A 24058-nucleotide genomic window follows, 5' to 3' on the forward strand; every position below is an offset into this window, starting at 1 on the left:
TTCATCAATTCGGTCCAAAATCAAAAGAAAAAGATGCTGACAATTCGACGCGGTAAACGAGTCGTTGTGGTGATCGGGGAACAAATGTGGCGTGAGTTGAAGCCGGATGACCGCTATGAGGTGGCCGTTGGCCCGCATAAGGTCGTAGCATATAGCTTTGGAACGGGTGACGATGTCGTCTTCTGTCTCAATGGCGGACCTGGTCTGCCTTGCGATTACCTGCGAGACGCGCATTCGTGTTTGATTGACCATGGCTATAGAGTTGTGGCCTTTGACCAGCTTGGAACCGGTGCATCTGATCGACCGACGGATCGCCATTTATGGACGATCGAGCGTTATGTCGAAGAAACGGAAACTGTCCGTCAGGCGCTTTCGCTCGGAAAAATCCATTTGCTCGGGCATTCCTGGGGAGGTTGGCTTGGGATTGATTATGCGCTGACTTACCCTGAGAACCTCCAAACCGTTATTCTCGAAGACACAGTTGCTGACATGCCGCATCTGGTGAGTGAGCTTGAGAGATTGCGCAATGCTCTCGGCCCAGAAACCGTTGCAATGATGCAAAAGCATGAAGCGCAAGGAACGCTCGACCATCCTGAATATGCTGCCGCGATAACAATCCTGAATTATCGCCACGTATGTCGATTGTCGGACTGGCCACAACCAGTGAGGCGTTCACTCGATGACTGGAATATGGGTCCGTATAAAACTATGCAGGGACCTAACGAGTTTCTCTATACCGGTAACCTCAAAGACTGGAATCGCATCCCTGATCTTGGCAAGATTGATGTCCCTGTCATGATAAGCGTCGGCGAACATGATGAACTGACGCCTGCTTGTTCGCTGCGTATGAAGCTTGCTCTGCGAAATGCCGAGCTGCATGTGATACCAAATGCCAGTCATATGCCGTTTTATGAGAACCCAACCTCATATTACCCGGCCTTACTCGCGTTTTTGAACAAACATCGCATCTCGCAGTCAGTCAAATAGCAGGGAGAAACTGCACGCCTCATGCATCGCTTTCAGTTTGTATTGCGCCGTCCGCTACAGCTCTTACCAGTCCTCTTTGGGATCAGCGTCATCACCTTCATCCTGGTGCGACTGATCCCCGGAGATCCCGCGCGCGTGCTGCTTGGCACCCGCGCAACGCCTACTGCGATCGCAAATATTCGCGCGCAATACGGTCTCGATGAGCCGATGTGGCTTCAATATCTTTACTTCCTGCGCAACATCGCAAATGGCGAGATGGGCAAATCAATCCTTTATAAGATTGATGTTCTCAAACTGATCGCAACACGTATTGAACCCACATTGATGCTTGTTATCTGCAGCGTGATCCTGTCGGTCGTCATTGCTGTACCGCTGGCCGCAATTGCTGCTCGTCGCGCTGGAAAAATGAGTGATCATGTCATTCGCACCGTTTCCACATTTGGCATCGGCTTTCCTCCGTTCTGGCTCGCTTTGATGTTGATCATCCTGTTCAGCGTCAAACTCGATCTGTTGCCTGTATCTGGCTACGGTAATCGTTTGAGCGAAAAACTGGCTCACCTCATTTTACCAAGCCTCACCATCGCGCTTTCACTTTCAACCGTACTGGCTCGGAGCCTGCGCGCGGCAATGATACAGTCGCTAAATTCGGATATTGCGACTGCCGCGCGCGCCCGCGGAATGCCAGAGAGTATCGTATTTTGGCGGCATGTCCTGCCCAATTCAGTCGTACCAACGGTCAACCTTCTGGCGGTTAACATTGGGTGGCTCATTGGCAGCACCGTTGTTGTAGAGAGTGTGTTTGCGCTTCCCGGCATGGGGCAATTGCTGGTTCGGGCGATTTTTTCACGCGACTACATGGTCGTGCAAGGGGTGGCTATGGTGTTTGCTTGCGCAACAGTTCTGGTCAACTTTCTTGCAGATATTGCCACTGTCGCGCTTGACCCGAGAGTGAAGCTATGAGCACCCGTCTTATGTCTGTAGCCTTCATCAACTGGCGCCGCTATTTAAGCCGCCGCACCACGCTGGCAATTGGTATTGTGGTGCTGACCTTTTTTGTGTTGATGGCATTTGCTGCACCGTTGATAGCACCCTACGATCCGGTTTTTCAAAACGCCGAAGTACGCATGCAATCGCCTTCCTGGCTGCATCCCTTTGGAACCGACAACTTTGGCCGCGATGTGCTTTCACGTGTCATCTGGGGCGCGCGAATTGATCTGCAGATAGCGATCTTTGGTGTCATATTCCCTTTTGCCATAGGGACCGTTGTGGGAACCGTCGCTGGGTTTTTTGGTGGCATTGTTGATACGATTTTCATGCGGATCATCGATATCATTCTCGCATTTCCATTTTTGGTCTTGATGCTATCGATTATCGCCATTCTTGGGCCTGGACTAACGAGTTTTTACATCGCAATGGCGCTGGTGGGATGGGTTTCCTATGCTCGCCTTGTTCGAGCGCAAATTCTGGTTCTGAAGTCGACCGACTACGCCCTCGCGGCAAAAAGCCTCGGTTTTAGCCGCTTCCGCATCATGTTTCGCCATCTGCTACCGAATGCGATAGCGGGTTCGCTGGTCTTCGTCATGTCGGATGCAGTCTTGGTGCTGCTAAACGGCGCGGCAATTAGTTATCTTGGCTTAGGAGTTCAGCCCCCACTGGCGGAATGGGGCGTCATGGTTGCCGAAGGCCAGCCTTTTATCACAACCGCCTGGTGGATCACCTTGTTTCCCGGACTTTCTATTGTCTTTTTAGCCTTCGGGTTTAGCATGCTTGGCGATGGCTTGGGCGAAGCGATGGGGGTGCATGAATGATACCGCCAGTGCTTGCCATTCGTAATCTACGGGTTGAAGCCGACCTTCCAGATGAAATGCGCCTTCTGATCGATCACGTTTCGATGGATCTCTACAAGGGAGAAATCCTCGGCCTGGTTGGAGAAAGTGGTTCGGGCAAAAGTTTGCTTTGCCGATCCATTGTGCGGCTTCTTCCGTCCTCAATTTTAAAAATAACTGCTGGCTCTATTTTGCTCGGCGATGCTGATTTGATGAAGGCGAGTGAAACCGACATGCTTGCCGTGCGCGGCAAGCGGATTGGCATGATTTTTCAAAATCCCACAAGCCATCTTGATCCGGTCATGAGTGTTGGAGACCAGATCGCGGAGGGAATTCGCTTTCATCAGGGGCTCAATAAGACAGCTGCAAGAACAGCTGCAATTGAAATTATGAAACAGGTGGGCTTCACGGATCCCTCTCGCCAATATGGCAGCTACCCCCATGAATTTTCCGGTGGCATGCGTCAACGTGCGATGATCGCCGTAGCGCTTTCGTGTGATCCCGAAATCCTTATTGCGGATGAACCCACCACCGCGCTTGATGTCACCATTCAAGCACAAATTCTCGAACTCCTGATGCAGATCCGAGATCAACGCGGACTATCCATCATCCTGATCACACATGATCTGGGTGTCGTCGCACAGACCTGTGATCGAATTGCAGTGATGCGTCATGGTAAGCTCGTTGAACAGGGCGTGAAAGAGGATGTGCTATCGCACCCTGTTCATCCCTATACAAGGAACTTGATCGCGAGCCATCCATCCTTGCCAGAGACGGCACTCGAACATGGAGTTCAAGGGACTGGCGAGAAACCCTTGCTTCAGGTCAATGAACTCCATGTTCGATATCCAGTGGCTGGCGGGTTCCTTAAGAGCCAAACAACAAGTGCCTTGAAAGGCGTTAGTCTTGAAGTTCGTTCCGGCGAAACAATTGGGATAGTCGGGGAGTCAGGCAGCGGGAAAAGCACTCTTGCACGCGCGATCCTTGGTCTGTCACCGATTGCTGGAGGCAGCATCATCTTTGATGGCGAGGTGCTCAGTGCAGATCGAAAAGACGCTCTAAGGCTGTTGCGTCGCGATGCAGCAATGGTGTTTCAGGATCCGTTTAACTCCCTAAATCCACGAATGACTGTGGGAGAAACACTCACTGAGGTGTTGAAGGTCCAAGGAAAGATTGATGGGGCCGAAATTCCAGCGCGCATCAACGAACTCCTGGACCTGGTAGGATTAGACCAAAGTTTTTCTGCGCGGAAGCCACGTAGCATGAGTGGTGGACAATGCCAGCGCGCCGGCATTGCTCGCGCCTTGGCCGTTGATCCAAAGATGATCATTGCCGATGAATGTATTGCAGCTCTTGATGTCACGATCCAGGCGCAGATTGTGGAGCTCTTCCGTGAGTTGAAAGACAGAATGGAATTAACGCTGCTTTTCATCGCTCACGATCTCGCGGTTGTTCGCAATCTCTGTGAGCGCGTCGTTGTTATGTATCACGGAGAAATTGTCGAAGAAGGATTGAGCGCAGAGGTTTTTGCCCATCCGAAAGAGGCTTATACCGCCGCACTTATTGCAGCAATACCAGACATCGACCCGGAAAAATCATTGTTCGCCAGGCAGGTTGTTGCGACAGCTACCTGAACTTGCATCAAGCACACGCATTCAATCAAAACAAAAGGGGATATGAGATGCTAAAAAAATGGATGAAAATCGGTCTCATCACCGTGATGACAAACCTCACATTTGGAGCCGCACTCGCGGAAGCAGCCGGGGTTTTGACTATCGGTCGACGCGAGGATTCCTCAACCTTCGATCCGATCAAAACCGCCCAGAACATTGATAACTGGGTCTTCTCAAATGTCTACGACGTTCTTGTGCGGGTTGATAAAACTGGGACCAAGCTCGAACCGGGACTTGCGGAGAGCTGGTCAGTTTCCGATGATGGTTTGACATATACGTTCAAGCTACGCGACGCTAAGTTTTCTGACGGATCGCCCATCACGGCTGAAGACGCCGCCTTTTCAATCTTGCGAATTCGAGATAATCCGGCATCGCTCTGGAGCGACTCCTATAAAGTGGTCGATACAGCTGGCGCATCAGATCCACGCACCCTGGTCGTCAAGCTGAAGACACCGTCTGCACCCTTCCTTTCCACACTTGCCTTGCCAAATGTTTCTGTTCTTTCAAAAAAGGCATTGGAAGAGATGGGTGAAGATGCCTTCGCGGAGAAGCCGGTCGCGTCAGGAGCCTTTGTCGTGGATGAATGGCGCCGTGGCGATCGCGTAATTCTAAAAAGAAACCCGAATTTCTGGGAAGCGGATCGGGTCAAGCTCGACGGCGTTGAATGGATTTCCGTTCCCGACGATAATACGCGTATGCTGAACGTCCAGGCCGGACAGCTTGATGCAGCTATTTTCGTTCCGTTTTCGCGCGTCGCTGAACTGAAGAAGGACCCTAATCTGAAGGTTCACGAAGATACCTCGACGCGTGAGGATCACCTTCTAATCAATCACGAGCATGGAACACTTGCGAAGAAAGAAGTGCGACAAGCGCTCGATATAGCCATCGACAAGCAGTCGATTGTCGACACTGTCACTTTTGGCATTGGTCAGGTCGCAAATTCTTATATTCCAAAGGGCGCGCTTTATCATTATGCAGACAATCTCAAGCGGCCATATGACCCTGAGAAGGCAAAGCAAATGCTTGCGGACGCTGGTGCGTCTGATCTTACACTTAATTATATTGTCAATGCGGGCAATGAAACCGACGAGCAGATCGCGGTTCTTCTCCAACAACAGCTTCAAAAGGCTGGTGTTACTGTGAACTTGCAGAAAGTCGATCCTAGCCAGAGCTGGGATATGCTTATCGCCGGCGACTACGATATCTCGGTCATGTATTGGACCAATGACGTCCTAGATCCAGATCAGAAGACTACTTTTGTCCTAGGCCATGACACGAATATGAATTATATGACACGCTACAATAACGAGAAGGTCAAAGATCTCGTTGCAGCAGCGCGGTTGGAACTTGATCCCAAGAAGCGTGAAGAGATGTACATCGATCTTCAAAAAATGGCAAAAGATGATGTAAACTGGATTGACCTTTATTATAGCCCTTACATCAATGTGACTGGCAAGAACATCGAGAATTTCTACCAGAACCCTCTCGGTCGCTTCTTCCTGGAGGATACGGTTAAAAATTAAACGTATCGGGCGACTTGATTGCGACTGTCCGGCGGTAGTGCCTTGAGCCGTGAGAGCCGCCGGAAACGCCATACAAAACATTACTGGAACAACGCCCTGGCGCAACCGCACCGGGGCGTTGCTTTTGGAGAACGCTGAAGCACGGCGCAATCGCCGGTCCTTCAGCCGGGTAGTTGTGTGGGTATCACCCGGCAGCGTCCGCTTTCTGATAAGCCCTTATTTGGTCCAGATGCTGTGGTCTGCTTAACTGCTTCACGTTTGGTTCTTCGATTATGTGGACCCTCCTTGTCCAACAGACCATAGGGAAGTGGAGCATCGCTTTGGTACAGTCGTGGCATGAGAACCCGGTCTCCGATTGTCAGCTACTGAGCGTTTTCGATCGGGCTTTTCCACACCAATCGTCGAGAAGTAACCGTTACGCGGGCCCCCTGGATGGTTGAACGATTTGCGCGATTGTTTAAACTGATTCTAATATAGTGCGACTGTGTTCCGATCGACCGGATGACAGAGACTGTTTCAGATGCTGTGCGGGGGGTGTCGTGTGTTGAAACGAATAGATGTATCGTTTTTGTATCTTGCAGCTGCGCTGAAAGCGTTTTTGGTGAGCCTGCGCACATCTCCTACCTTGCGGTCCCACGCGTTAATCGAACTTACGCCACGCTCGCACTCAGGGCTCGACTGCCGCCCTGGTTTGCATTCGCGTGTAGGTTCATCGATTTAGCAAGCGTAACCAGACGGAGAGGAGCAGATGTCGACGAAGGATAATCATCATCAGGCCAAATTTCCTGACGAGGTGTTCGTTTCAACTCAGCTCGTTGATAAAAGTCTGCGAAGCGAGTTCTGGCGGGAGGCATCGCGTCCCTTTTATGAAACTTCACCGATAGTTGGAAGCGAAAGCGATGATTTGGAAGGAGCGATTAGATCACGTGAGATTGCGGGATTAACGTTCGCCTCTGTCGCATTTAACGCTCAGCGCTACAAGCGCGATCGTCGCATCATCGCTTACAGCGAATTAGATCATTTTCTTGTCGCAATCGTGACTGCCGGTACGATATCGGGAGATGGTGCTGGGACCATTTTTTCGGCCAAGACCGGGGATATCTGTCTTCTTGATTTGGAACAGGTTCTTCAAAGCGAAGTGACCTCCGGCGGAACAATATCGGTTCTTATCCCACGCCCCGCACTGGCAAAGGCAACAGGTTTTGCCAACTTGCATGGTCGAGTACTTGCGGCAGAATTGCCTATGACCAAGCTCCTCACGACTTATCTCGAGGGCATGAAGAGTTTAGAGACAAATCTGTCTGACGATAACCGCGCCGCGGTACAGGAAGCATTGATTACGCTACTCGCAGCTGCCCTCCAAGGGGGCAATCCAGCCGACGATGGCGAAGTGCGATATCTAAGCTTGGCACTGCGGCAGCGCGTTCTCGACTTTATCGACCAGAATCTCAACAATCCTGCTCTTAGCTTGGATTCAATTCTCCGCCGATTTAATGTTTCCCGAGCTCACGTTTATCGCGCCTTTGCTGAAGATGGCGGCGTTGCCAGCCTAATCAGAGACCGTAGGCTGGACGCCGCATTTTTGGAACTAAAACAAAAGAATATGGCTTTTCCTTCGATCGCCAAGATAGCATTTGGATTTGGCTTTTCAAATGCGACGCATTTTACACGTTGCTTCCGTGCCCGTTTCGGTTTGACGCCTAACGAGGCGCGCCATGAATGGCTTGCTGGACAAAAAACTTCAGAACTAAGGGCGCATTTATCGCGGTTCGGAAGGCGCGAGACTGCCTAAAATGCCCAAGAGACAAATGGACTATAAATGTGAGACGGCTGGAGGATGCTTGAAAGCCCTTTCTAATATAAAGTCATGTCGTTTTCATTGCGGTCGCAAGGAGATCAAGGAGGAAAGGGCAAGAATTCTCGTATGCGGAAACGTCTTTTACCAATGCGAGTAGGCCTGCTGACTGGCGCGTAAAGCAAGATTCTATTTATTGAAGCGACATTTGTGCAAGAAGGAAATGAGATGGGCAGATTAGATATTTATGAAGCCGACAGAATGAGCGCACAAATCGCTAACACTAATATGCCTATCGTTTACCTTGTCGATGGCGATGATAATTTCCGCAATGAAATGGTACAGGGGCTGTTGAGCCTGGGCTTGATCGTTCGTGGGTTCGACAATGCTGCATCGCTTTACAGGGCTTATGCGACCAGACCGGCAAATGTTGTCGTACTCGACGTTGGGCTTGAGGGAGAAGACGGTCTTTCGATCGCTGCACATTTGCGAACATCGCAAGCAGTGAAAATTGTCATGGCGACGCCTTATGGCGCCACAGATGATCAAATCAACAGCATTCAGGCCGTCGCAGACGCTTATCTTGTGAAACCGATTGACGTCCGTGCGCTCTCGGCCACCATCAATGCCCTTAACGATCGCAATACACGGCCACAAATGCCTGCACTGAGTTCCGCGTCGAGCTGGAACCTTGTGGAAGGGGGCTGGGTCATAATGGACGACAATAAGAATCGCCTGCGCCTGACCACATCAGAACGGCAACTGTTGGAGCGTCTGTTAGCTGATCAAGGAACTATCGTCGCGCGCCAGGCGCTCGTCGAGGCATTGGGCGAAGATATCTATGATTTTAACTACGCGCATCTCGATACAATAGTTAGCCGGTTGCGGCGGCGCGCTCAAAAAGTCGGAATTTCATTGCCGCTGCACGCAATTCGCGGCCGGGGCTTCACCTTTGCCGGCTGAGAAGCTCGACTTGCATTAGGTTTTTAGGACCCTGGCCCACGCGGCCAAAGTGCAACAATCATACACTGTGGCTTGGCATGTTTTTCACAACTGGAAGTTTCGCTCAAAAATAGTCGTGAGGATTCGCAGCTGCTTTCCCCGATGGCGTCGTCTCTCAGCTCGGAAACCACACCCATCCCGGCGCCTCTGTTGCACCAAAGTTACACTCGGGTTCTAATGCTGCGATCAGCTTCGAAATATGTCGAGTGTCCACTCCGATGATTCCCAATTTCAGATCTCGTCCAGCGATAAGTACAACCGTTATGGTTAATGTTTGCAGTCTCGTTTCAAGGCGAATCCTACCGTTATTCAACCCCTACTGATGCTGGTTTTTTAAGTGTGCAACTTAGGTTTGAAACAAGGTAGCATTGAAGCCAAGTTCGCCCTAACGCCTTCAAATCATGAGCACAATCGTGCAGCGCATTATATGTTAGGAAGTGTAAATATCTGACATTTAGTGAAATTGTTAAAACACTATTGAACAGATAGCCTCCGCTGCGAAAAGTTACATTTCGAAGGTCTTGCGCGCGCCCATCGTTGGTTGGGGGCGCTTTGGAATTGATCGGTTGTCAGGGGGCGGGTTCATTGCAGATTATCACCACCAATTCGCACGCGACCCCGTCCGGCTTACTGACCGATGGACTTAGTGAACATGCGACAAGTCGATTGGTTCCAACAGATAATTGGAATTATTCGTCACGGACTTCGGAAAGCCAAAATGGGGTCATTAGTCCTGGCACCAAGAACAGAGCTCATTTGCCTTTTCAAGCATTGACCTTTCCTTCATCGACGGGGTGACGGCGGGTTAAGCCTTCCAGAAAATTCACGCACTCTCAGCAACATGCCCAAAGAGGAATTCTATGTCTATCTCAACCAATATACAGCAGAACACGGAATCGCGTGAAGCGTGGCGTGGTATCCTTCTCCGCGGTGGCCGCGTTGCAAAATATAAGGGCATCGCCGGCGGCGTCGCCCCGCATGAAGCCACTGGTTCGACTTTCTTGACCGGTCTCGCTTCCACTTCACTGATTGCGCTGACCGCTTTTTTTGCTGCGCCTTCAGCCTCGTTGGCGGGCTCTTGCACGACTGGACCAACTTCCGTTTGTTCGGGCCCTGCTGATGCCGCCGATGACACGCAGGCGATTACAGGAACCGATGTTAACGTTACGACTGAAGCCGGTTTCGGGCTCACCGTTGGTGGGGCCGGAAATGCTATCGCAATCACCAGCACCGGAGGCGCTTCGTTTACTGACACCAACGCATCGTCGATCACGAGCGGTACTGCCATTGGCCTAGATGGATATGGCGTGACGGTCGCAAACTCAGGCTCGGGTGACCTGATCGTGAACTCCAATGGGCACATCACTGGAGCTTATGACGCGGTTTCGGTAACGAATAATGCCGGAACAGGCGACGTCATTATCAATGTCAATGATCTTGACGGTGAACGACGCGGCATTGAAGCCGTCAACAATGGTACTGGTGGTATGGCAATCACCTCCACCGGCACGATCAACAGTGCGTGGGACGGTATCTATGCCAGAACAGCTGCTGGTTCCACTGGCGGAATAAAGATCGATGTTAACGAGATTCATGCAACCGGTGCTGCCTACAATGGCATTTACGCATCAAATGGCGGCGCAGGCACGATTGAGATCATTGCCAGTGGACCGATTGAAAGCGCCGGCATAGGCGTTAATGCCGTGTCGGGATTGGGAACGACTGGCGTTACTATCGACGTACAAGACGTTAAAGCTGGCGGTATCGGTATCAACCTGCCCGGCAATGCAGGTACCGGTGATGTTACTGTCAAAGCAAACAATATCGAATCCGGCAGCACTGGCATCAACTTCGATAATGGTCCGCTCACAAACAACTTCACCGTTGATGTAAACAAGATCGATTCCGGCCTTGATGGTATTAACGGCTATGCAAGTGGCACTGGCAACGTTGAGATCAACGTTGGATCGATCGAGGCAGACCGTATTGGCGTCTGGATGGACATCGACGCCAGCCCGAATGCAGGAAAGACGACCCTCAATATCGGCGATATCACCGCTGGCGATCAGGGGATCAATATCGACACCAACGCGAATACCTCAGGGCTGGAAATTAACGTCAATAATATGACGACCGGATCCCACGGCATTTACGTCACCCACCGAGGAACAGGCACTCTCGACATCACCGCATCCGGACTAATCGACGCTGGTGGCACCGGTATTATTGCTGCCGGTACAGCCAACACCACCGGGATTAATATTGACGCTCAGGATATCAAAGCTGGCATTTACGGCATTGACCTAACCGGCAATGCGGGTACCGGTGATATTACTGTCAGCGCAAACAATATCGAATCCGACAGCACAGGCATCAACTTTGATACTGGTCCAGCAACGGGCAGCTTTAACGTTGACGTGAACAAGATTGTGTCCGGCCTTGATGGTATGTACGGCTTTGCCAGTGGCACTGGCGACGTCAATTTCAACGTTGGATCAATTGATGCGGCTCGTAATGGCATCTGGTTTGACGTGGATGCCGGCCCAAATGCTGGAAAGACAACCCTTAATATCGGCGATGTCACCGCTGGAAATGAGGGCATCAATATCGACACCAGCGCGTACACTTCCGGACTGGAAATCAACGTCAACAACGTCAATTCCGGGTCATACGGTATTCGTTTTAATCATAATGGTAGCGGCGATACGATCGTCAATGCCAATGATATCACGACCAAAGCTGGCCATGGTATCTGGTTCAACACCTCGGGCACGGGCGACGTTAATATTGCGGCCCATGACATTAACGCGGCGAGTATCGGTATCGTCTTCGATACCTATTTCACGACTAAGAACCTGAATGTTGACGTAAACAACATCACGTCAGGCAGCGACGGCATCAATGCTATTCATAGCGGCACCGGTGTTGCAACAATCACTTCGACCGGCACGATCAAGTCGGGCGGAGTGGGCATTGACTTCCTTAACGACTCTGCTTCGTTCGGCGCTGCGCCTGACGCCCAGAATATCATTACGGTCAACAACATTGATACGGCTAACAACGTTGCCATCAATGTCGTTTCGAATGCAGCTAAAGGTACTGTAATCAACACCAACGGTGCTATCAATACGCCAGCAGCAGGTCCACTCGGCGGCGACGGCATCCGCGTGGTTGAACACAAAGGTCCTCTCGTGGTCAATGTTGCTGCGAGCAGCACCATCACGTCCTACAATAATACGATGGACTTGACCAACAACAGCGATGCAGGAACGACCGTCAATGTTGATGGCACACTGAAGTCAACTGCGTCACTTCCCGCGTATGACGGCGTTATCTGGGTCTATGGAACGCCTGGCACGACCACCGTTAACTTCAATGACGGTTCCACGGTTCAGGCTGCAACCAAAGCCGGCTTTGCGATCACCGACAATGGCGGCGATTCTGTCGTTAACGTTGGCAAGTCGACAGTAACCGGTGGCTTCCGCCTTGGTGCCGGTGACGATAAGTTGACCTTCAACAGCACCGACATGACCAATGTCGGGACACTTGATGGTGGCGCTGGCAGCACCGGTGGTGATGTTCTGACACTCAATAGTGTTTCGAACTTCACTCGCGACCTTCAGACTGCAACTCAGGAAATCAGAAACTGGGATGCCGTTAATCTGAATGGTGGCACAGCCGATCTCGTTGGAACACTGACCACTGACGTCTTCACTGTGGGCAAGGACAGTGCTGGTAATCCAGCGGTACTTTCCATCGGTGCAGATAATGCCGGTAACACACTGACAACCACTGGCAATTATGTCGGTGCAGGTGGCACCATTGTTGTAGACACCGTTCTCGGCGGAGATACTTCGGCGACCGATGTGTTCAAGGTCGGTGGCAGCACTTCGGGTTCGACGGATCTGCGTGTAAACAATCTCGGCGGCACTGGTGCACCGACTGTTGAAGGCATCAAGGTTATCGATGTTACGGGCGCTTCAAACGGCACCTTCACGCTCGTTGGTGGTAACTACTCGCTCAACAATCAGCAGGTCAAGGTTGTCGGCGCTTACGGTTACACCCTCTGGAAGAACGGTGTTTCCACACCAACTGATGGTGATTGGTATCTCCGTTCGCAGGTTGCACCGGTGGCTCCTGTCGATCCAAGCAACCCAAGCAATCCAGGCAATCCAGGAAATCCAGGTGAGCAAACTAACCCAGGGACTGCAGTTCCGCTTTATTCTGCTGCTGTACCAACCGCTGAAGCCTATGCACAGGCACTGCTTGGTCTGAATGGCGTTTCCTCGCTGCAGCAGCGTGTTGGCAACCGCGTCTGGGCCGGTAACGGAAACAAGGTTGTTGCACAGGGTGCTGATCCAGTTGGTACACCTTATGCTGCTCCTGAAGAAGCAGGCGTTGCAGTTGAAGGCAATGGTGTATGGGGCCGTATCGAAGGCGCTCATAACAGCATCACGCCACGCTCCTCGACGTCAAACACCGAATACGACCAGAATATCTTCAAGCTTCAGGCTGGTATTGATGGTCTGTTGGCTGAAACAGAAACTGGTAAGCTGATTGGTGGGATCACGGTCCACTACGCGCATGGCAAAACCGACATCGACTCTCTGAGTGGTGACGGCAAAATCAGCACGGATGGTTATGGCTTCGGTGGCACACTCACCTGGTATGGTGAGAATGGCTTCTACCTCGACGGTCAGGGTCAGGTGACCTGGTATAAGAGCGATCTCGATGCATTGCTTGTTAATGCCAACATCGACAATGGCAACAAGGGCTTCGGCTATACCCTGTCTCTTGAAGGCGGCAAGCGCATTGCAATTGATCCAACCTGGTCGGTCACGCCACAGGCACAGTTGGTCTATTCCAATGTCGATTTTGATGCCTTCAACGACATGTTCGGTTCCCGTGTCAGCCTTGACCGCGGTGAAAGCCTTCAGGGCCGTCTGGGTCTGACGCTTGATCACCAGACGTCCTGGCAGAATGCCAATGGATCGCTCGACCGCGCCAATGTTTACGGCATTGCAAATCTCTACTACGAGTTCCTCGAAGGAACACGTGTTGACTTTGCAGGTACAAGCGTTGCCAGCGAACAGGAACGTCTGTGGGGCGGCCTTGGTGTCGGTGGTTCTTACAACTGGAACGACGACAAGTTCTCGATCTTTGGTGAAGGTCTTGTCAACACCAGCCTCAACAACTTTGGCGACAGCTATTCCGTCAAGGGAAATGTCGGTTTCCGCGTAAAGTGGTAACAAGCTAAAGACTAACCCTGGCCGGAGCCTTCAAAACGCTCCGGCCAGGGTAAAAGCCTCAGAACATCAAATGCACTAAAAGTATCAAGCCAGGATTGGTGGTCTTCAATTCGGAGGACTGAAACTTGCGGAGTTACACTCCTTACGACTGGACAGGACAAAGCGTTGTCCGAAGAAATAAAAACAAGCGCCGGCTGCTATTGATCTGTAGTGCGCTCGCTCTCCTTCTGTTCTCTGCCTTAGCGCTTAATGAGTTTCTCCCTAAAGAATGGAGATATTTCAGCGCGGCTCAGTTACACTCCCTCTTCTAATAGCGCTCCTTACCAACGAACCAACTTGGCCAAGAAACCCACCTGGCCGGCAGTCAAGCAGCCTAGAAGTCGGGCAGGATTGAAGTCGGCAGGCTGGCAATCAACCAGGCAATTAAAGACTGAGACAGCAAAGTTCCGTAGCCTATGCAGTCTCGTTCTCGCGCTAGAAGTCCTTAGAGCTAACCGCTCTCACACATGTTGAATGATTGGATGCTGACAATGAATGCTTCCGCGGCGACTATCGCCTTCTCTCTCGCCTCTGTTTTCTCTCTCAGCTCCATGTCAGCTGCGATGGCTCAAGACAAGCCACAGAACGGTGCGGCGCCCGCAGCGTGGTCTCTGGCTTGCCGCAGCGCGGATGCCGCAACCGCACCCCTTGATTGCCAGATCGAGCAGCGCTTCTTCAGGCAGCAAACTGGTGAACTTGTCACGGTATTGGCTGTTTCCAAATCCTCAGCCAAGCCTGAACTCTTCATGACGATGGTCCTTCCACACGGGCTTAAGCTGCAGAGCGGCGTTGCCTATCAAGTGGACAAAGGTGAGCTTTCAACCGCTCCGATTTCCAGCAGCACAGCCAATGGTGCAATTGCGTCAATCCCGCTCTCTTCTGATTTCCTTTCTGTTTTGAAAGCTGGGACAACCTTGACCCTCAATCTTGAGACGGACAAGGGAGCGAAAATTTCAATCCCCGTCCCGCTTGCAGGTTTTACGGCGGCCGTGAACCGGTTGGTCAGCATCAAGTAAGGACACCGATCTGAGTTATCGTCTGAAAGACGGTAACTCACTGGGTTAAACTGGCAACCAGCGTTGGCGCTACGTATCGATGCGAACACAGATGAAGACATTGGAAACCGCATTTGTGTTCCTCCGGCAGGTGAACAAACACAATAAACATTGATACTTGGCTATTCGGCCCGGTATCGGCTTACAAACAGAGTTATCGATGACGACCGAAAAACTTAAGCAACCCCATTCTATCGCTCCACCGCTTGTATACCTGGTCGATGACGACGCAGATTACCGCGAGGAAATGGTCTTAAGTTTATCCCAGCAAGGACTGGATGTTCGGGGCTTTGGCAATGCGGCATCGCTCTATCGCGCTTATGCAGCAAAGCCGTGCGATATCATAATTCTCGACATCGGGCTCGACGATGAGGATGGTTTATCGATCGTCTCCTATTTACGCGGATCGCAGTCGGTCGGCATTATCATCGCCACTGCACGCGGATCCGTTGACGACCGGATTGATGGTCTTAAAACTGGCGCAGATGCCTATCTGGTAAAGCCAATCGATGTTCGCGAACTCGCAGCAACCGTCCTGGCGCTTCACGACCGTCTGAAAAGAACTAGTGCCCGTCCTGAGGCGAAAAGCGGCTGGAGCATTCTTGAGGGCGGTTGGACGCTCATCGACAGTTCAGGCAATCGGCTTCGTTTAACTACCGCTGAACGGAGTTTAATGGGTCGATTGTTCATGGATCGCGGCCAAACCGTTACCCGCGATGCGCTGATTGAGGCGCTGGATGAAGACATCTATGAATTCAATTACGCACATCTTGATACGATCGTCAGTCGCTTGCGCCAGCGGGCCAAGAGAGCAAACATGTTGCTTCCTCTGCATGCCGTCCGTGGAAAAGGGTTTACATTCGCAGATTAATCTGTGTTGACCGGCTCCTGAATACTGCCGCTTGAGCGATGCACTGGTGACGCGGAGACGTTTATATCATCTAGATTACGAGAATTTTGGATAGTTCGGTCACAAGTGGTGTTGGTGCATTCAAGGTATAGATGCCAAATTCCGCAATTGGTGCTAACGGAAGATTGTATCGCCCATTAATGACCTCGCAATCTGGTGGCACAGCCTGAGGAAACAGGACCGCCACTCCTAGTCCTGCTCGAAGAGCCGCCAACATTGCGCTCAAGCTTTCAACCCGGCATCCGACCCGCCATTCAATTCCCTTCTCGGCAAGTAAAGCGATCATTCGATCCTGCCAAGAACATGAGGTTGCAAAGAGCACCACGGGAAGTGGCTTGTCATCATCTACATCAAGCAATCGGCTCGCACTCCAGACGAGTTGATTTGAAATGTGACTTACGGGCGCTTGTGTGAAACGAGCCGGGTCGGCAATGACGACGTCTAGATCCCCTTGCGAGAACATTCGTGCAAGTTGAGCGGAATTCGACGATATCAGTTCAATCTCAACGGATGGATGTTGCTGTCGGAATTGAGCGAGCGCGATTGGCAAACGCGTCACCGCCAAATCCTCAAAAAGGCCAAGCCTAATACGGCCAATCAAAGGATTATCAATGAGGCCACGTTGCATATCATCGGTGAGGGCAATGACCTTTCGCGCGTAAGCTAAAAACCTCTCTCCGGCTGCTGTTAAAGTAGCACCACGCGACGACCGCTTTAAAAGCTCACTTTCCAACTCTCGCTCGATTTTTTGCAGTTGCATACTGACCGCTGCCTGAGTACGCGACAAACGATCTGCAGCCTTGCTCACAGCGCCTGTTTCAGCAACTGCGACGAACATCCGGAGCAATCTCAGGTCGTAGCTCGGCTCCATAACGTTTCCTTATAGTGACTTAACAATTATAAGGATACTCGTCACATCCAATCTTTGGCAAGAGATGAGCAGTTGAAATAATGGAGTGACAGATGTCTTCTTATCGAGAAAAACTCGCGGCGTGCGGATTAGACTGGCCACAGCTATCGAGGCCAGATTTACCCTTCTCTCCGACGATTGAAATAAACAATTTTCTCTATGTGTCGGGTCAGATACCTGAAAGAGGAACCGACATTGCCTATGTCGGGCAAGTCGGGCGTGAAATCGACGCGCAGTCTGCCTATGAGAGTGCAAAGCTATGCGCAGCAAATATCATATTCTGGGCAAATGAGGCGCTTGGGGGAGATTTAGATCGGGTGACGCAGCTTGTTAAGCTTACAGTCTTTATCCACGCGGTGCCTGGATTTAGCAACTATTCCCAGATCGGAAATGGCGCCTCGCAGGTCATGCAGACAGTATTTGGCGACCGCGGCGAGCACGCGCGCTCTGCGATCGGCGTCGCGGGATTGCCCGCAAATGTGCCGGTCGAAGTCGAAGCCGTATTTCACCTTCGGTAATCGAGAGCACGCTTCAATGGCTATCCTTCATCTTAACCACAGCGGAGCCGGCCTGCCGTCATCCGAGACGACTGCAGCGATTGTTAACCATCTAAGTCTCGAAGCTCAAATCGGGCCAATGGAGGCTGGAACCGTGGCAGCTGATGCAATCAAGAATACATATCTCGCTGCTGCGAAGCTTCTAGGATGTTCGCCCGATGAGGTGGCTTTCGGATCAAGTCACGGTCAACTCTATGGAAACTTGATCAGTGCGATTTCGCTTTCCAAAGGGGACACGGTACTTGTCAGCCGTCAGGAATGGATAGGAAATGTGCTTTCTCTACAGCGCTGCGCCCAGTTGGACGGAGCATCGCTGTCCTTATTGGCATCTGATGAACTAAGTGCAGTGGATCCGGTCGCACTTCTCGCAAGCCTTACCCCTAACGTTCGCATTGTCGCGCTCACCTGGATAGGTGCAGGCAGTACATTGATCAATCCGGCCGCAGCTATTGGTGCTGCCATTCGTGAGGCTTCATCCTCGGCATTTTTTATCATTGATGCCAGTCAAGCACTTGGTCAGATTCCGATCGATGTCACTGAACTCAGATGCGACGCTCTGATTGGGTGCGGGCGAAAGTTTTTGCGTGGACCCCGCGGAACGGCATTAGCCTATGTTTCGCCCCGCCTTGCCGCAGAGCTTATACCCCGCGGTATCGACAACCACTCCTCAACGCTAAGAAATGGAAGCGTTGTGGTGGCAAACAGTGCTCGAGCTTTGGAGTTTGGGGAAACATCGGTTGCTCTCCAACTAGGCCTTGGCAAAGCACTAGATCAAGCCCTTGATCTCGGCGTCGACAACATTCGACTGCAACTTGACCATAAAGCGGAGCTTCTACGGAAGGCTCTTGCTGGTGTGCAAAACCTTCGACTGCTTGATCTTGGGAAATGCAAGAGCGCCTCTGTCACCTTTGCAATCGACGGCATGTCCTGTGCAACCGTCAAACAGCGCCTCGGCAAGCGCGCAAATATAGGCATGAACGGGCTAAACTATACCCCTTACGATATGGCTATGCGGGGAATTACCGAATTGCTTCGGGCCTCCGTCCATCTGAGCACAACCGATGACGACATCGCCTTTTTCGCCGATGCCATAAAACAAATCCAGTTGCATTAATATCTGAGTGAAGATTCCAAGATGAGAGACACTATACGAACAGCGCTTCTGCTCGGCGGAAGCAGAGGGCTTGGATTTGGCGTTGCCAGCGCTCTGGTAAAGCGGGGTCTAAATGTCATTCTGGTCGGCAGAGATGAAATTGCACTGCGGGCGGCCGAAGATCGGCTCATCAAAAATGGAGGGACGGTCATGTCCTTTCCCTGCGATCTCACAATTCCAGACAGCGTCACTAAAATGATGGAGGATGTCGAAAATTCTCTTGGCTGCATCGACGTCCTTCTTCTCAATGGCGGGGGACCAGCACCCTTTGCCGCATCTCACTTTGACGAAGAGAACTGGAATGCGCAGTTCCGCGGTATGTTTCTCAGTCAGATCGAAGTAGCCGCGCACTTTTTACCTGCAATGCGGGCGCAAAATTTTGGGAGAATTATTGCGGTCTCTTCTACCAGCATTCGCGAACCTATTCCCTCTCTTACCGCTTCCAACGCGTTAAGATCAGCTGTTGCCGGATGGGCAAAGACGCTCGCATCTGAAGTGGCAGAAGATGGCGTCACCGTTAATCTCGTCTTGCCGGGCCGGTTTTTGACGGAGCGAACCACCCATCTGGACGAGATGGATGCAGCCGCGCGTGGGGTCGATCCAGTTGTCATCGCTGCCGAAAGCCAGAGAGAAATTCCGGCAAGACGTTATGGAACACCTGAAGAGTTCGGAGAAGTAGTTGCCTTTTTGGCAAGCGAAGGCGCGAGCTATATCAATGGGGTCGCCCTGCCGATTGATGGGGGCCTCAGCCGATCAATGATTTGAGTAAGTCAATTGCTCGAAAAAGCCTGACTACAAATGAGTAAATCCACTGCCGATGACGGATGGATCGTCAGTGGATTTACCGCAATCACGATGAATAGGGCCTGCTTCAGGCCCTATTCCTATTTTTGCATTACCATTTCATACGGAAGCCGACAGTTCCCTTGACGGAATAGCTGTCGCCAAAGTTGTTTAGGCTGGTGTTGACGAGGCCCTCACCATAGATCGAGTATTTATCGTCGTTCCAGTTGTAAGAACCACCAACACCAAGTCCGCCCCACAGACGGTCCTTCTCGCTGGCGAAACTGGTGCCTGCAACATCAACGCGTGTGCCTTCCAGGAACTCGTAGTAAAGATTGGCAATGCCGTAAACATGCGTGCGGTTCAGCATGCCATTCTCATTCTGCCACGAGTCTTCATGATCAAGCGTGAGACCAAGACGACCCTGAAGGCTTTCACCGCGGTCCAGACTGACACGTGCACCGAATGGATCGGTGAAGGCATCAAAATCGACATTGGAGTAAACCAGCTGTGCCTGTGGTGTGAGCGACCATGCCGGATCAATCGCAATCCGCTTGCCGCCTTCAAGAGACAGCGTATAGCCAAAGCCCTTGTTGCCGTCAGCAAGGTTGGCGTTGGCAAGGTTCGAGTCCAGATCGCTCTTATACCAGGTCACCTGACCCTGACCGTCGAGGTAGAAGCCATTTTCGCCATACCAGGTCAGCGTGCCACCAAAGCCGTAACCGTTCGTGCTGATCTCGCCATCACCATAAACCGAGTTAACATCGGTCTTGCCATGGGCGTAGTGGATCGTGATCCCACCAATCAGCTTGCCATTTTCTGTTTCCGTCAACAGGCCATCAATACCAGCCTGAAGTTTGAAGACATTCTGGTCGTAATCCGTACTCGAAGTCGAGAAGCGTGGATTGATGCTGTTATGTGCGCCTTCGATGCGGCCCCATACACCATTGCCTTCAATCACAACACCGGCTTCTTCAGGAGCAGCATAGGGTGTTCCAATTGGATCAGCACCCTGTGCAACAACCTTGTTGCCGTTACCGGCCCAGAAGCGATTGCCAACACGCTGCTGCAATGTCGGAACGCCGTTTAAGCCCAGCAATGCCTGAGGATAGGCTTCATAGACTGGAACGCCAGCCTGATAAAGTGGTGTTGATGGTTCGGTTGGTGTGAGCTGTGAACGCAGATACCAATTGCCATCATTAGGCGTTGAAGTGCCGCCCTGATAAAGCTGATAGGCATAGGCACCAGCCACAACCGCCTGCTTGCCGCCGACCGTATAATCACCAAGCAGCGAGAATGAGCCGTTAGAAGCACCGTTTACTTCGATAATCTTGATGCCTTCATTGGTCTGCGCACCCGTTCCACCGACATTGTTGACGCCGACATTGGTCGTGCCGGATGTATCGCCATTGACGATCATCATGTCTGTCTTGGAATTGTCGTCACCAAGAACGACGTCAAACAGCATCTGTCCGCCATTGCCATTATAGTCTCCGCCGACGATCACAGTATCGCCAACAGCATTATCAACCGTGGTGATGGTTCCGGCATTTGTCACATCGCCAGTAAATGAATAAACCCCTTTTCCATCTCCCGTTCCAATGAATGTGGAGGTGCGATCGATCGTCATATTACCGTCGAAGGCGAGCGATGCCATCCCGTCAAGCGTGGAGCCGTTGGTGAGGTTTACGCCGGTTGTTCCTTCATCCGCCTCGCCAACATGCCATGCACCATCGTCAATCGACAGATTGGCACCATCGAGATTAACAACTTCCCAGTTGATGATCTTGTTGCCATTGCTGGTCGCAGTCACGCCCTTGAGCGTGAGCGTATCAATCATGCCGTCAGCAATGGAGGTGTCATCACCGCCGTCAAGCATCTGCGAGCCGTCATAGCTCGACGCACTGACGGTTGCTGTGTCAGACCCGTCCTGACCGTAGAAACCGCCAATAAGCTTGCCACCTGTCCAGGTGAATGTATCGTTGCCCTCGTGGTTGACAATGCCATCACTGCTCTGGGCGTCATCGCGATCATCACCATAAATATTGCCGGTATAGGTTCCCGCGATCAGATTGAAGGTATCGTCGCCCAATCCAAGAATTGCATCGCCTGTGACCGTACCAGCGCTGTTGACAATGACATTGCCTCCCAGCGCGTCAGATTCTGCCGGATCGCCTGGAGCACCACCGTCACGGATAGCGATACCTGAAGTTGCTGAAAGCGTGGCCGTCTGAGCAATATTGATGGTTGCACCATTCGCGGACAATGTCTGAATACCAGCACCTGTGCTGCCGCTCACTTTGTCGACGATGCTAACGAGAGACGGTCCAGTACCTTGGTTGGAAAGCAGAATACCCGTGGCGCCTGCAATGGCACCCGATGTCTGTTGTACTGTCACACCAGTGGTGTTTGCGCCACCGCTGGCAAAGATACCGTACCCATTAGCACCACCGGTCACGTTGCCCGAAACCGCAACAGTCGTTGCGCCAGTGCCGCGATTAAACGCATAAATGCCGTAAGTTGCCCCGGTGATCGAGCCCCCTGTCTGATTTACCCGCAGATCAGTGGAACTGCTGGCGTTGCGGGCATAGACGCCATAAGTACCGGTCGCGCTCACATCGTCTGCAAGCGTAACCGCTGTCGAGCCGGTGCCTGCATTGTCTGCAAACACCCCGTAAAGACCGCCTTTGATCGTTCCTGCTTTTTGCTCAACAATGATATCCTTGGCGGTGGCGGCGTTAAAAGCATAGAGACCGGCGCGTACCACAGCCGTGACATCGCCCGAACTGATGATCGTAGTTGATCCGATACCTCGATTATTGGCAAACATGCCATACCAGTTGGCAGAAATCGATCCCGCTGTCTGGATAAGCGTAATATCGGTCGCTGCCCCTTCATTATAGCCGTAGACGCCATAGGTGTCGTTATTGGTGGCGCCAGTCTGAGTCTGATTGATGATCCCGGCCGTTGTAATCGACACAGCACCTGTGCCGTAATTGTCAGCGCGAATGCCGTGCGTATATCCGGTAATAGTGCTACCCGATTCCTGCGTAATGTCGATATTCTTCGCCGTCGAATAATTCAGCGCCCAGATGCCATTGTCACCTGCGCCGCTCAGATCACCGGCCACACCAATTATAGTCGAGCCAATTCCGCTGTGGCTCGTAAGAATCCCATTATCTGTACCAGAAATCGATCCGCCTATTTGGTTGACAATCAAATCTTGTGCATCAGCGCCATTGCTAACTTGAATACCATTCCCGGAAGTTCCCGTAACAGTGCCTGAAGTCGTAACCGTCGTTGAACTTGTGCCATAATTGGAGACGATAATACCTGCAAGGCCGGTTACGCTGCCATTTGATGTTACTGTAACGGCGCCCGATACCCCATTATTATACACCGCCATGCCAATTCCATCGGCGGAGATAATGGTTGAAGCGTTTGCGTCCGTTACGCTGACCCCACCGATCACATCGACGTAAAATGCGTCCCCAGCGGTCGACAAACCAAATCCCGGTTGGGTGATTACCGTTACAGGCGTAGGTTCCGAAATATTCACCGGCGCATCGCCGCCGCTTCCCGACGCAGGACCTGAACAGGTCCACGTCACGGAGTCTACTGTGGTACAGCTCCCCGCGAATGATGGAGACGACCAAGCAAACAGTGTTGCGAGCCCCACCGCGGTACCAACTATAAAACCTGTAAGCGAGAGCGTTAAGCCCGTGCTGAAAGGCGCGATACCGCCAGCGATGCCCTTATACTTGCCTACTCGACCACCACGAAGAAGCGTGCCTGCGTCTCTCCAATGAGCATCAGACGATCTATTGGATGCCTCAAGCAATTCGGACGACTGCTCTTCAAAATTTGCTATCGATGCGATCATGCGCAATTTCCCCTACAACTTCAAATTCACCCTATTAAGCAACATTACGCTTACTTCGCGCGCCGCAAGTGGGTTTGTCCGAACGGGCGTTTCTGAAAGTGATTTATGTATATTTTTAAAATAAAATCTACAGGGATCTACGTTATATAACGGTTAGCTCTTCAAATTCTTTAACAAAACTTTGATAATCCACTTTTGGCCCTTTTTCAGACCTAAAGAGCGGCTTCGCTAAGACGTTTTCTAATTAACTGCAAGCGCGAAAGCTGCAGACTTTTCTTTCAATACTGTAAAGGGCAACTTCCAAAGCCGCAGGGCCAAAGGGCCAAAAAAGCTATAATTGGTGCGCTCTGATGTGGTTGATCCTCAACCCATTTCATTACCCATGAGGAAGACGCAGCACAAAACTCGACAAGCAAAATAGCGCCATCCGATATGCTCAGATCGCCGATGAGATCATAAGAGCGCGGAAATGAATTATCCATTTAACGCAATGACACTGAAACCGGACGTTAAGCTCGATCATGCACCCCTGCACCTATAGGTGCAGCCGTCTTTTTCTCAGGCGTGATAGGAAAGATATTCAACCGGAATTTATTCAGTGCGGCCTGTTTTGTTGTTAGACCACATCTCTTTCTCATGCGCTCAGTCTGGCCACGCATTTGCGTGGGTCCGAGACAACCGCAAAGCCAAAGTCGCCGGCAATAGAAACTCCA

General features: G+C 51.6%; 15 protein-coding genes. 13 read left to right on the top strand and 2 right to left on the bottom strand.

Annotation, left to right across the window (positions count from 1 at the left end):
• Positions 1-84 precede the first annotated feature (84 nt).
• From KMS41_26910 to KMS41_26955, 10 genes are all read left to right on the top strand, one after another.
• Complete coding sequence (locus KMS41_26910; GenBank protein QWK81892.1) at positions 85-987, top strand: proline iminopeptidase-family hydrolase; 903 nt, start codon at positions 85-87, stop codon at positions 985-987.
• A 21-nt stretch (positions 988-1008) separates the two neighbouring features.
• Positions 1009-1947 carry an ABC transporter permease gene (locus tag KMS41_26915; GenBank protein QWK81432.1) on the top strand — a complete coding sequence of 313 codons (939 nt, stop codon included), beginning with the start codon at positions 1009-1011 and terminating at the stop codon, positions 1945-1947.
• Positions 1944-2795 carry an ABC transporter permease gene (locus tag KMS41_26920; protein QWK81433.1) on the top strand — a complete coding sequence of 284 codons (852 nt, stop codon included), beginning with the start codon at positions 1944-1946 and terminating at the stop codon, positions 2793-2795. Before KMS41_26915 ends, KMS41_26920 begins: the two co-directional genes overlap by 4 nt.
• Complete coding sequence (locus tag KMS41_26925; GenBank protein QWK81434.1) at positions 2792-4447, top strand: ABC transporter ATP-binding protein; 1656 nt, start codon at positions 2792-2794, stop codon at positions 4445-4447. The genes KMS41_26920 and KMS41_26925 overlap by 4 nt, the downstream gene beginning before the upstream one ends.
• Positions 4448-4494: 47 nt before the next feature.
• The gene (locus tag KMS41_26930; protein ID QWK81435.1) at positions 4495-6009 is read left to right on the top strand and encodes an ABC transporter substrate-binding protein; all 1515 of its coding nucleotides are present in this window, start codon (positions 4495-4497) and stop codon (positions 6007-6009) included.
• Between the two features lie 748 nt (positions 6010-6757).
• Positions 6758-7801 carry a helix-turn-helix domain-containing protein gene (locus tag KMS41_26935; protein QWK81436.1) on the top strand — a complete coding sequence of 348 codons (1044 nt, stop codon included), beginning with the start codon at positions 6758-6760 and terminating at the stop codon, positions 7799-7801.
• Positions 7802-8032: 231 nt separating this feature from the next.
• On the top strand, positions 8033-8767 hold the full coding sequence (locus KMS41_26940) for a response regulator transcription factor (protein ID QWK81437.1): 735 nt from the start codon (positions 8033-8035) through the stop codon (positions 8765-8767).
• Between the two features lie 2486 nt (positions 8768-11253).
• Entirely contained in the window at positions 11254-14055 is a 2802-nt protein-coding gene (locus tag KMS41_26945; GenBank protein QWK81893.1) for an autotransporter outer membrane beta-barrel domain-containing protein, read from the top strand.
• Between the two features lie 530 nt (positions 14056-14585).
• Positions 14586-15110, top strand: a complete 525-nt coding sequence (locus tag KMS41_26950) for an invasion associated locus B family protein (GenBank protein QWK81438.1) — start codon at positions 14586-14588, stop codon at positions 15108-15110.
• A gap of 199 nt (positions 15111-15309) precedes the next feature.
• Positions 15310-16020: a response regulator transcription factor gene (locus KMS41_26955; GenBank protein ID QWK81439.1), complete on the top strand. Its 711-nt coding sequence runs from the start codon at positions 15310-15312 to the stop codon at positions 16018-16020.
• Positions 16021-16090: 70 nt separating this feature from the next.
• Here KMS41_26955 and KMS41_26960 read toward each other — a convergent pair whose 3' ends face one another.
• On the bottom strand, positions 16091-16930 hold the full coding sequence (locus KMS41_26960) for a LysR family transcriptional regulator (protein ID QWK81440.1): 840 nt from the start codon (positions 16928-16930) through the stop codon (positions 16091-16093).
• A 92-nt stretch (positions 16931-17022) separates the two neighbouring features.
• Here KMS41_26960 and KMS41_26965 point away from each other — a divergent pair, with 92 nt between their 5' ends.
• The 3 genes from KMS41_26965 to KMS41_26975 are packed head-to-tail and all read left to right on the top strand — an operon-like array spanning position 17023 to position 19444.
• On the top strand, positions 17023-17487 hold the full coding sequence (locus KMS41_26965) for a RidA family protein (protein QWK81441.1): 465 nt from the start codon (positions 17023-17025) through the stop codon (positions 17485-17487).
• 16 nt (positions 17488-17503) lie between these two features.
• Positions 17504-18640, top strand: coding sequence for an aminotransferase class V-fold PLP-dependent enzyme (locus KMS41_26970; protein ID QWK81442.1), 1137 nt, complete (start codon positions 17504-17506; stop codon positions 18638-18640).
• Positions 18641-18661: 21 nt separating this feature from the next.
• Complete coding sequence (locus KMS41_26975) at positions 18662-19444, top strand: SDR family oxidoreductase (GenBank protein QWK81443.1); 783 nt, start codon at positions 18662-18664, stop codon at positions 19442-19444.
• 130 nt (positions 19445-19574) lie between these two features.
• On the opposite strand, the gene KMS41_26980 is transcribed toward KMS41_26975, so the two are convergent.
• Positions 19575-22133, bottom strand: a complete 2559-nt coding sequence (locus tag KMS41_26980) for an autotransporter outer membrane beta-barrel domain-containing protein (GenBank protein ID QWK81894.1) — start codon at positions 22131-22133, stop codon at positions 19575-19577.
• Between the last annotated feature and the right edge of the window lie 1925 nt (positions 22134-24058).

This window comes from Ochrobactrum sp. BTU1 (assembly GCA_018798825.1).
Classification (GTDB): domain Bacteria; phylum Pseudomonadota; class Alphaproteobacteria; order Rhizobiales; family Rhizobiaceae; genus Brucella.

What these genes read in the sequence shown, in the direction of transcription:
- KMS41_26910 (QWK81892.1), top strand. Translation starts at nt 85, where the DNA reads ATGTGGCGTGAGTTGAAGCCGGATGACCGCTATGAGGTGGCCGTTGGC.
- KMS41_26915 (QWK81432.1), top strand. Translation starts at nt 1,009, where the DNA reads ATGCATCGCTTTCAGTTTGTATTGCGCCGTCCGCTACAGCTCTTACCA.
- KMS41_26920 (QWK81433.1), top strand. Translation starts at nt 1,944, where the DNA reads ATGAGCACCCGTCTTATGTCTGTAGCCTTCATCAACTGGCGCCGCTAT.
- KMS41_26925 (QWK81434.1), top strand. Translation starts at nt 2,792, where the DNA reads ATGATACCGCCAGTGCTTGCCATTCGTAATCTACGGGTTGAAGCCGAC.
- KMS41_26930 (QWK81435.1), top strand. Translation starts at nt 4,495, where the DNA reads ATGCTAAAAAAATGGATGAAAATCGGTCTCATCACCGTGATGACAAAC.
- KMS41_26935 (QWK81436.1), top strand. Translation starts at nt 6,758, where the DNA reads ATGTCGACGAAGGATAATCATCATCAGGCCAAATTTCCTGACGAGGTG.
- KMS41_26940 (QWK81437.1), top strand. Translation starts at nt 8,033, where the DNA reads ATGGGCAGATTAGATATTTATGAAGCCGACAGAATGAGCGCACAAATC.
- KMS41_26945 (QWK81893.1), top strand. Translation starts at nt 11,254, where the DNA reads ATGTACGGCTTTGCCAGTGGCACTGGCGACGTCAATTTCAACGTTGGA.
- KMS41_26950 (QWK81438.1), top strand. Translation starts at nt 14,586, where the DNA reads ATGAATGCTTCCGCGGCGACTATCGCCTTCTCTCTCGCCTCTGTTTTC.
- KMS41_26955 (QWK81439.1), top strand. Translation starts at nt 15,310, where the DNA reads ATGACGACCGAAAAACTTAAGCAACCCCATTCTATCGCTCCACCGCTT.
- KMS41_26960 (QWK81440.1), bottom strand. Translation starts at nt 16,930, where the DNA reads ATGGAGCCGAGCTACGACCTGAGATTGCTCCGGATGTTCGTCGCAGTT.
- KMS41_26965 (QWK81441.1), top strand. Translation starts at nt 17,023, where the DNA reads ATGTCTTCTTATCGAGAAAAACTCGCGGCGTGCGGATTAGACTGGCCA.
- KMS41_26970 (QWK81442.1), top strand. Translation starts at nt 17,504, where the DNA reads ATGGCTATCCTTCATCTTAACCACAGCGGAGCCGGCCTGCCGTCATCC.
- KMS41_26975 (QWK81443.1), top strand. Translation starts at nt 18,662, where the DNA reads ATGAGAGACACTATACGAACAGCGCTTCTGCTCGGCGGAAGCAGAGGG.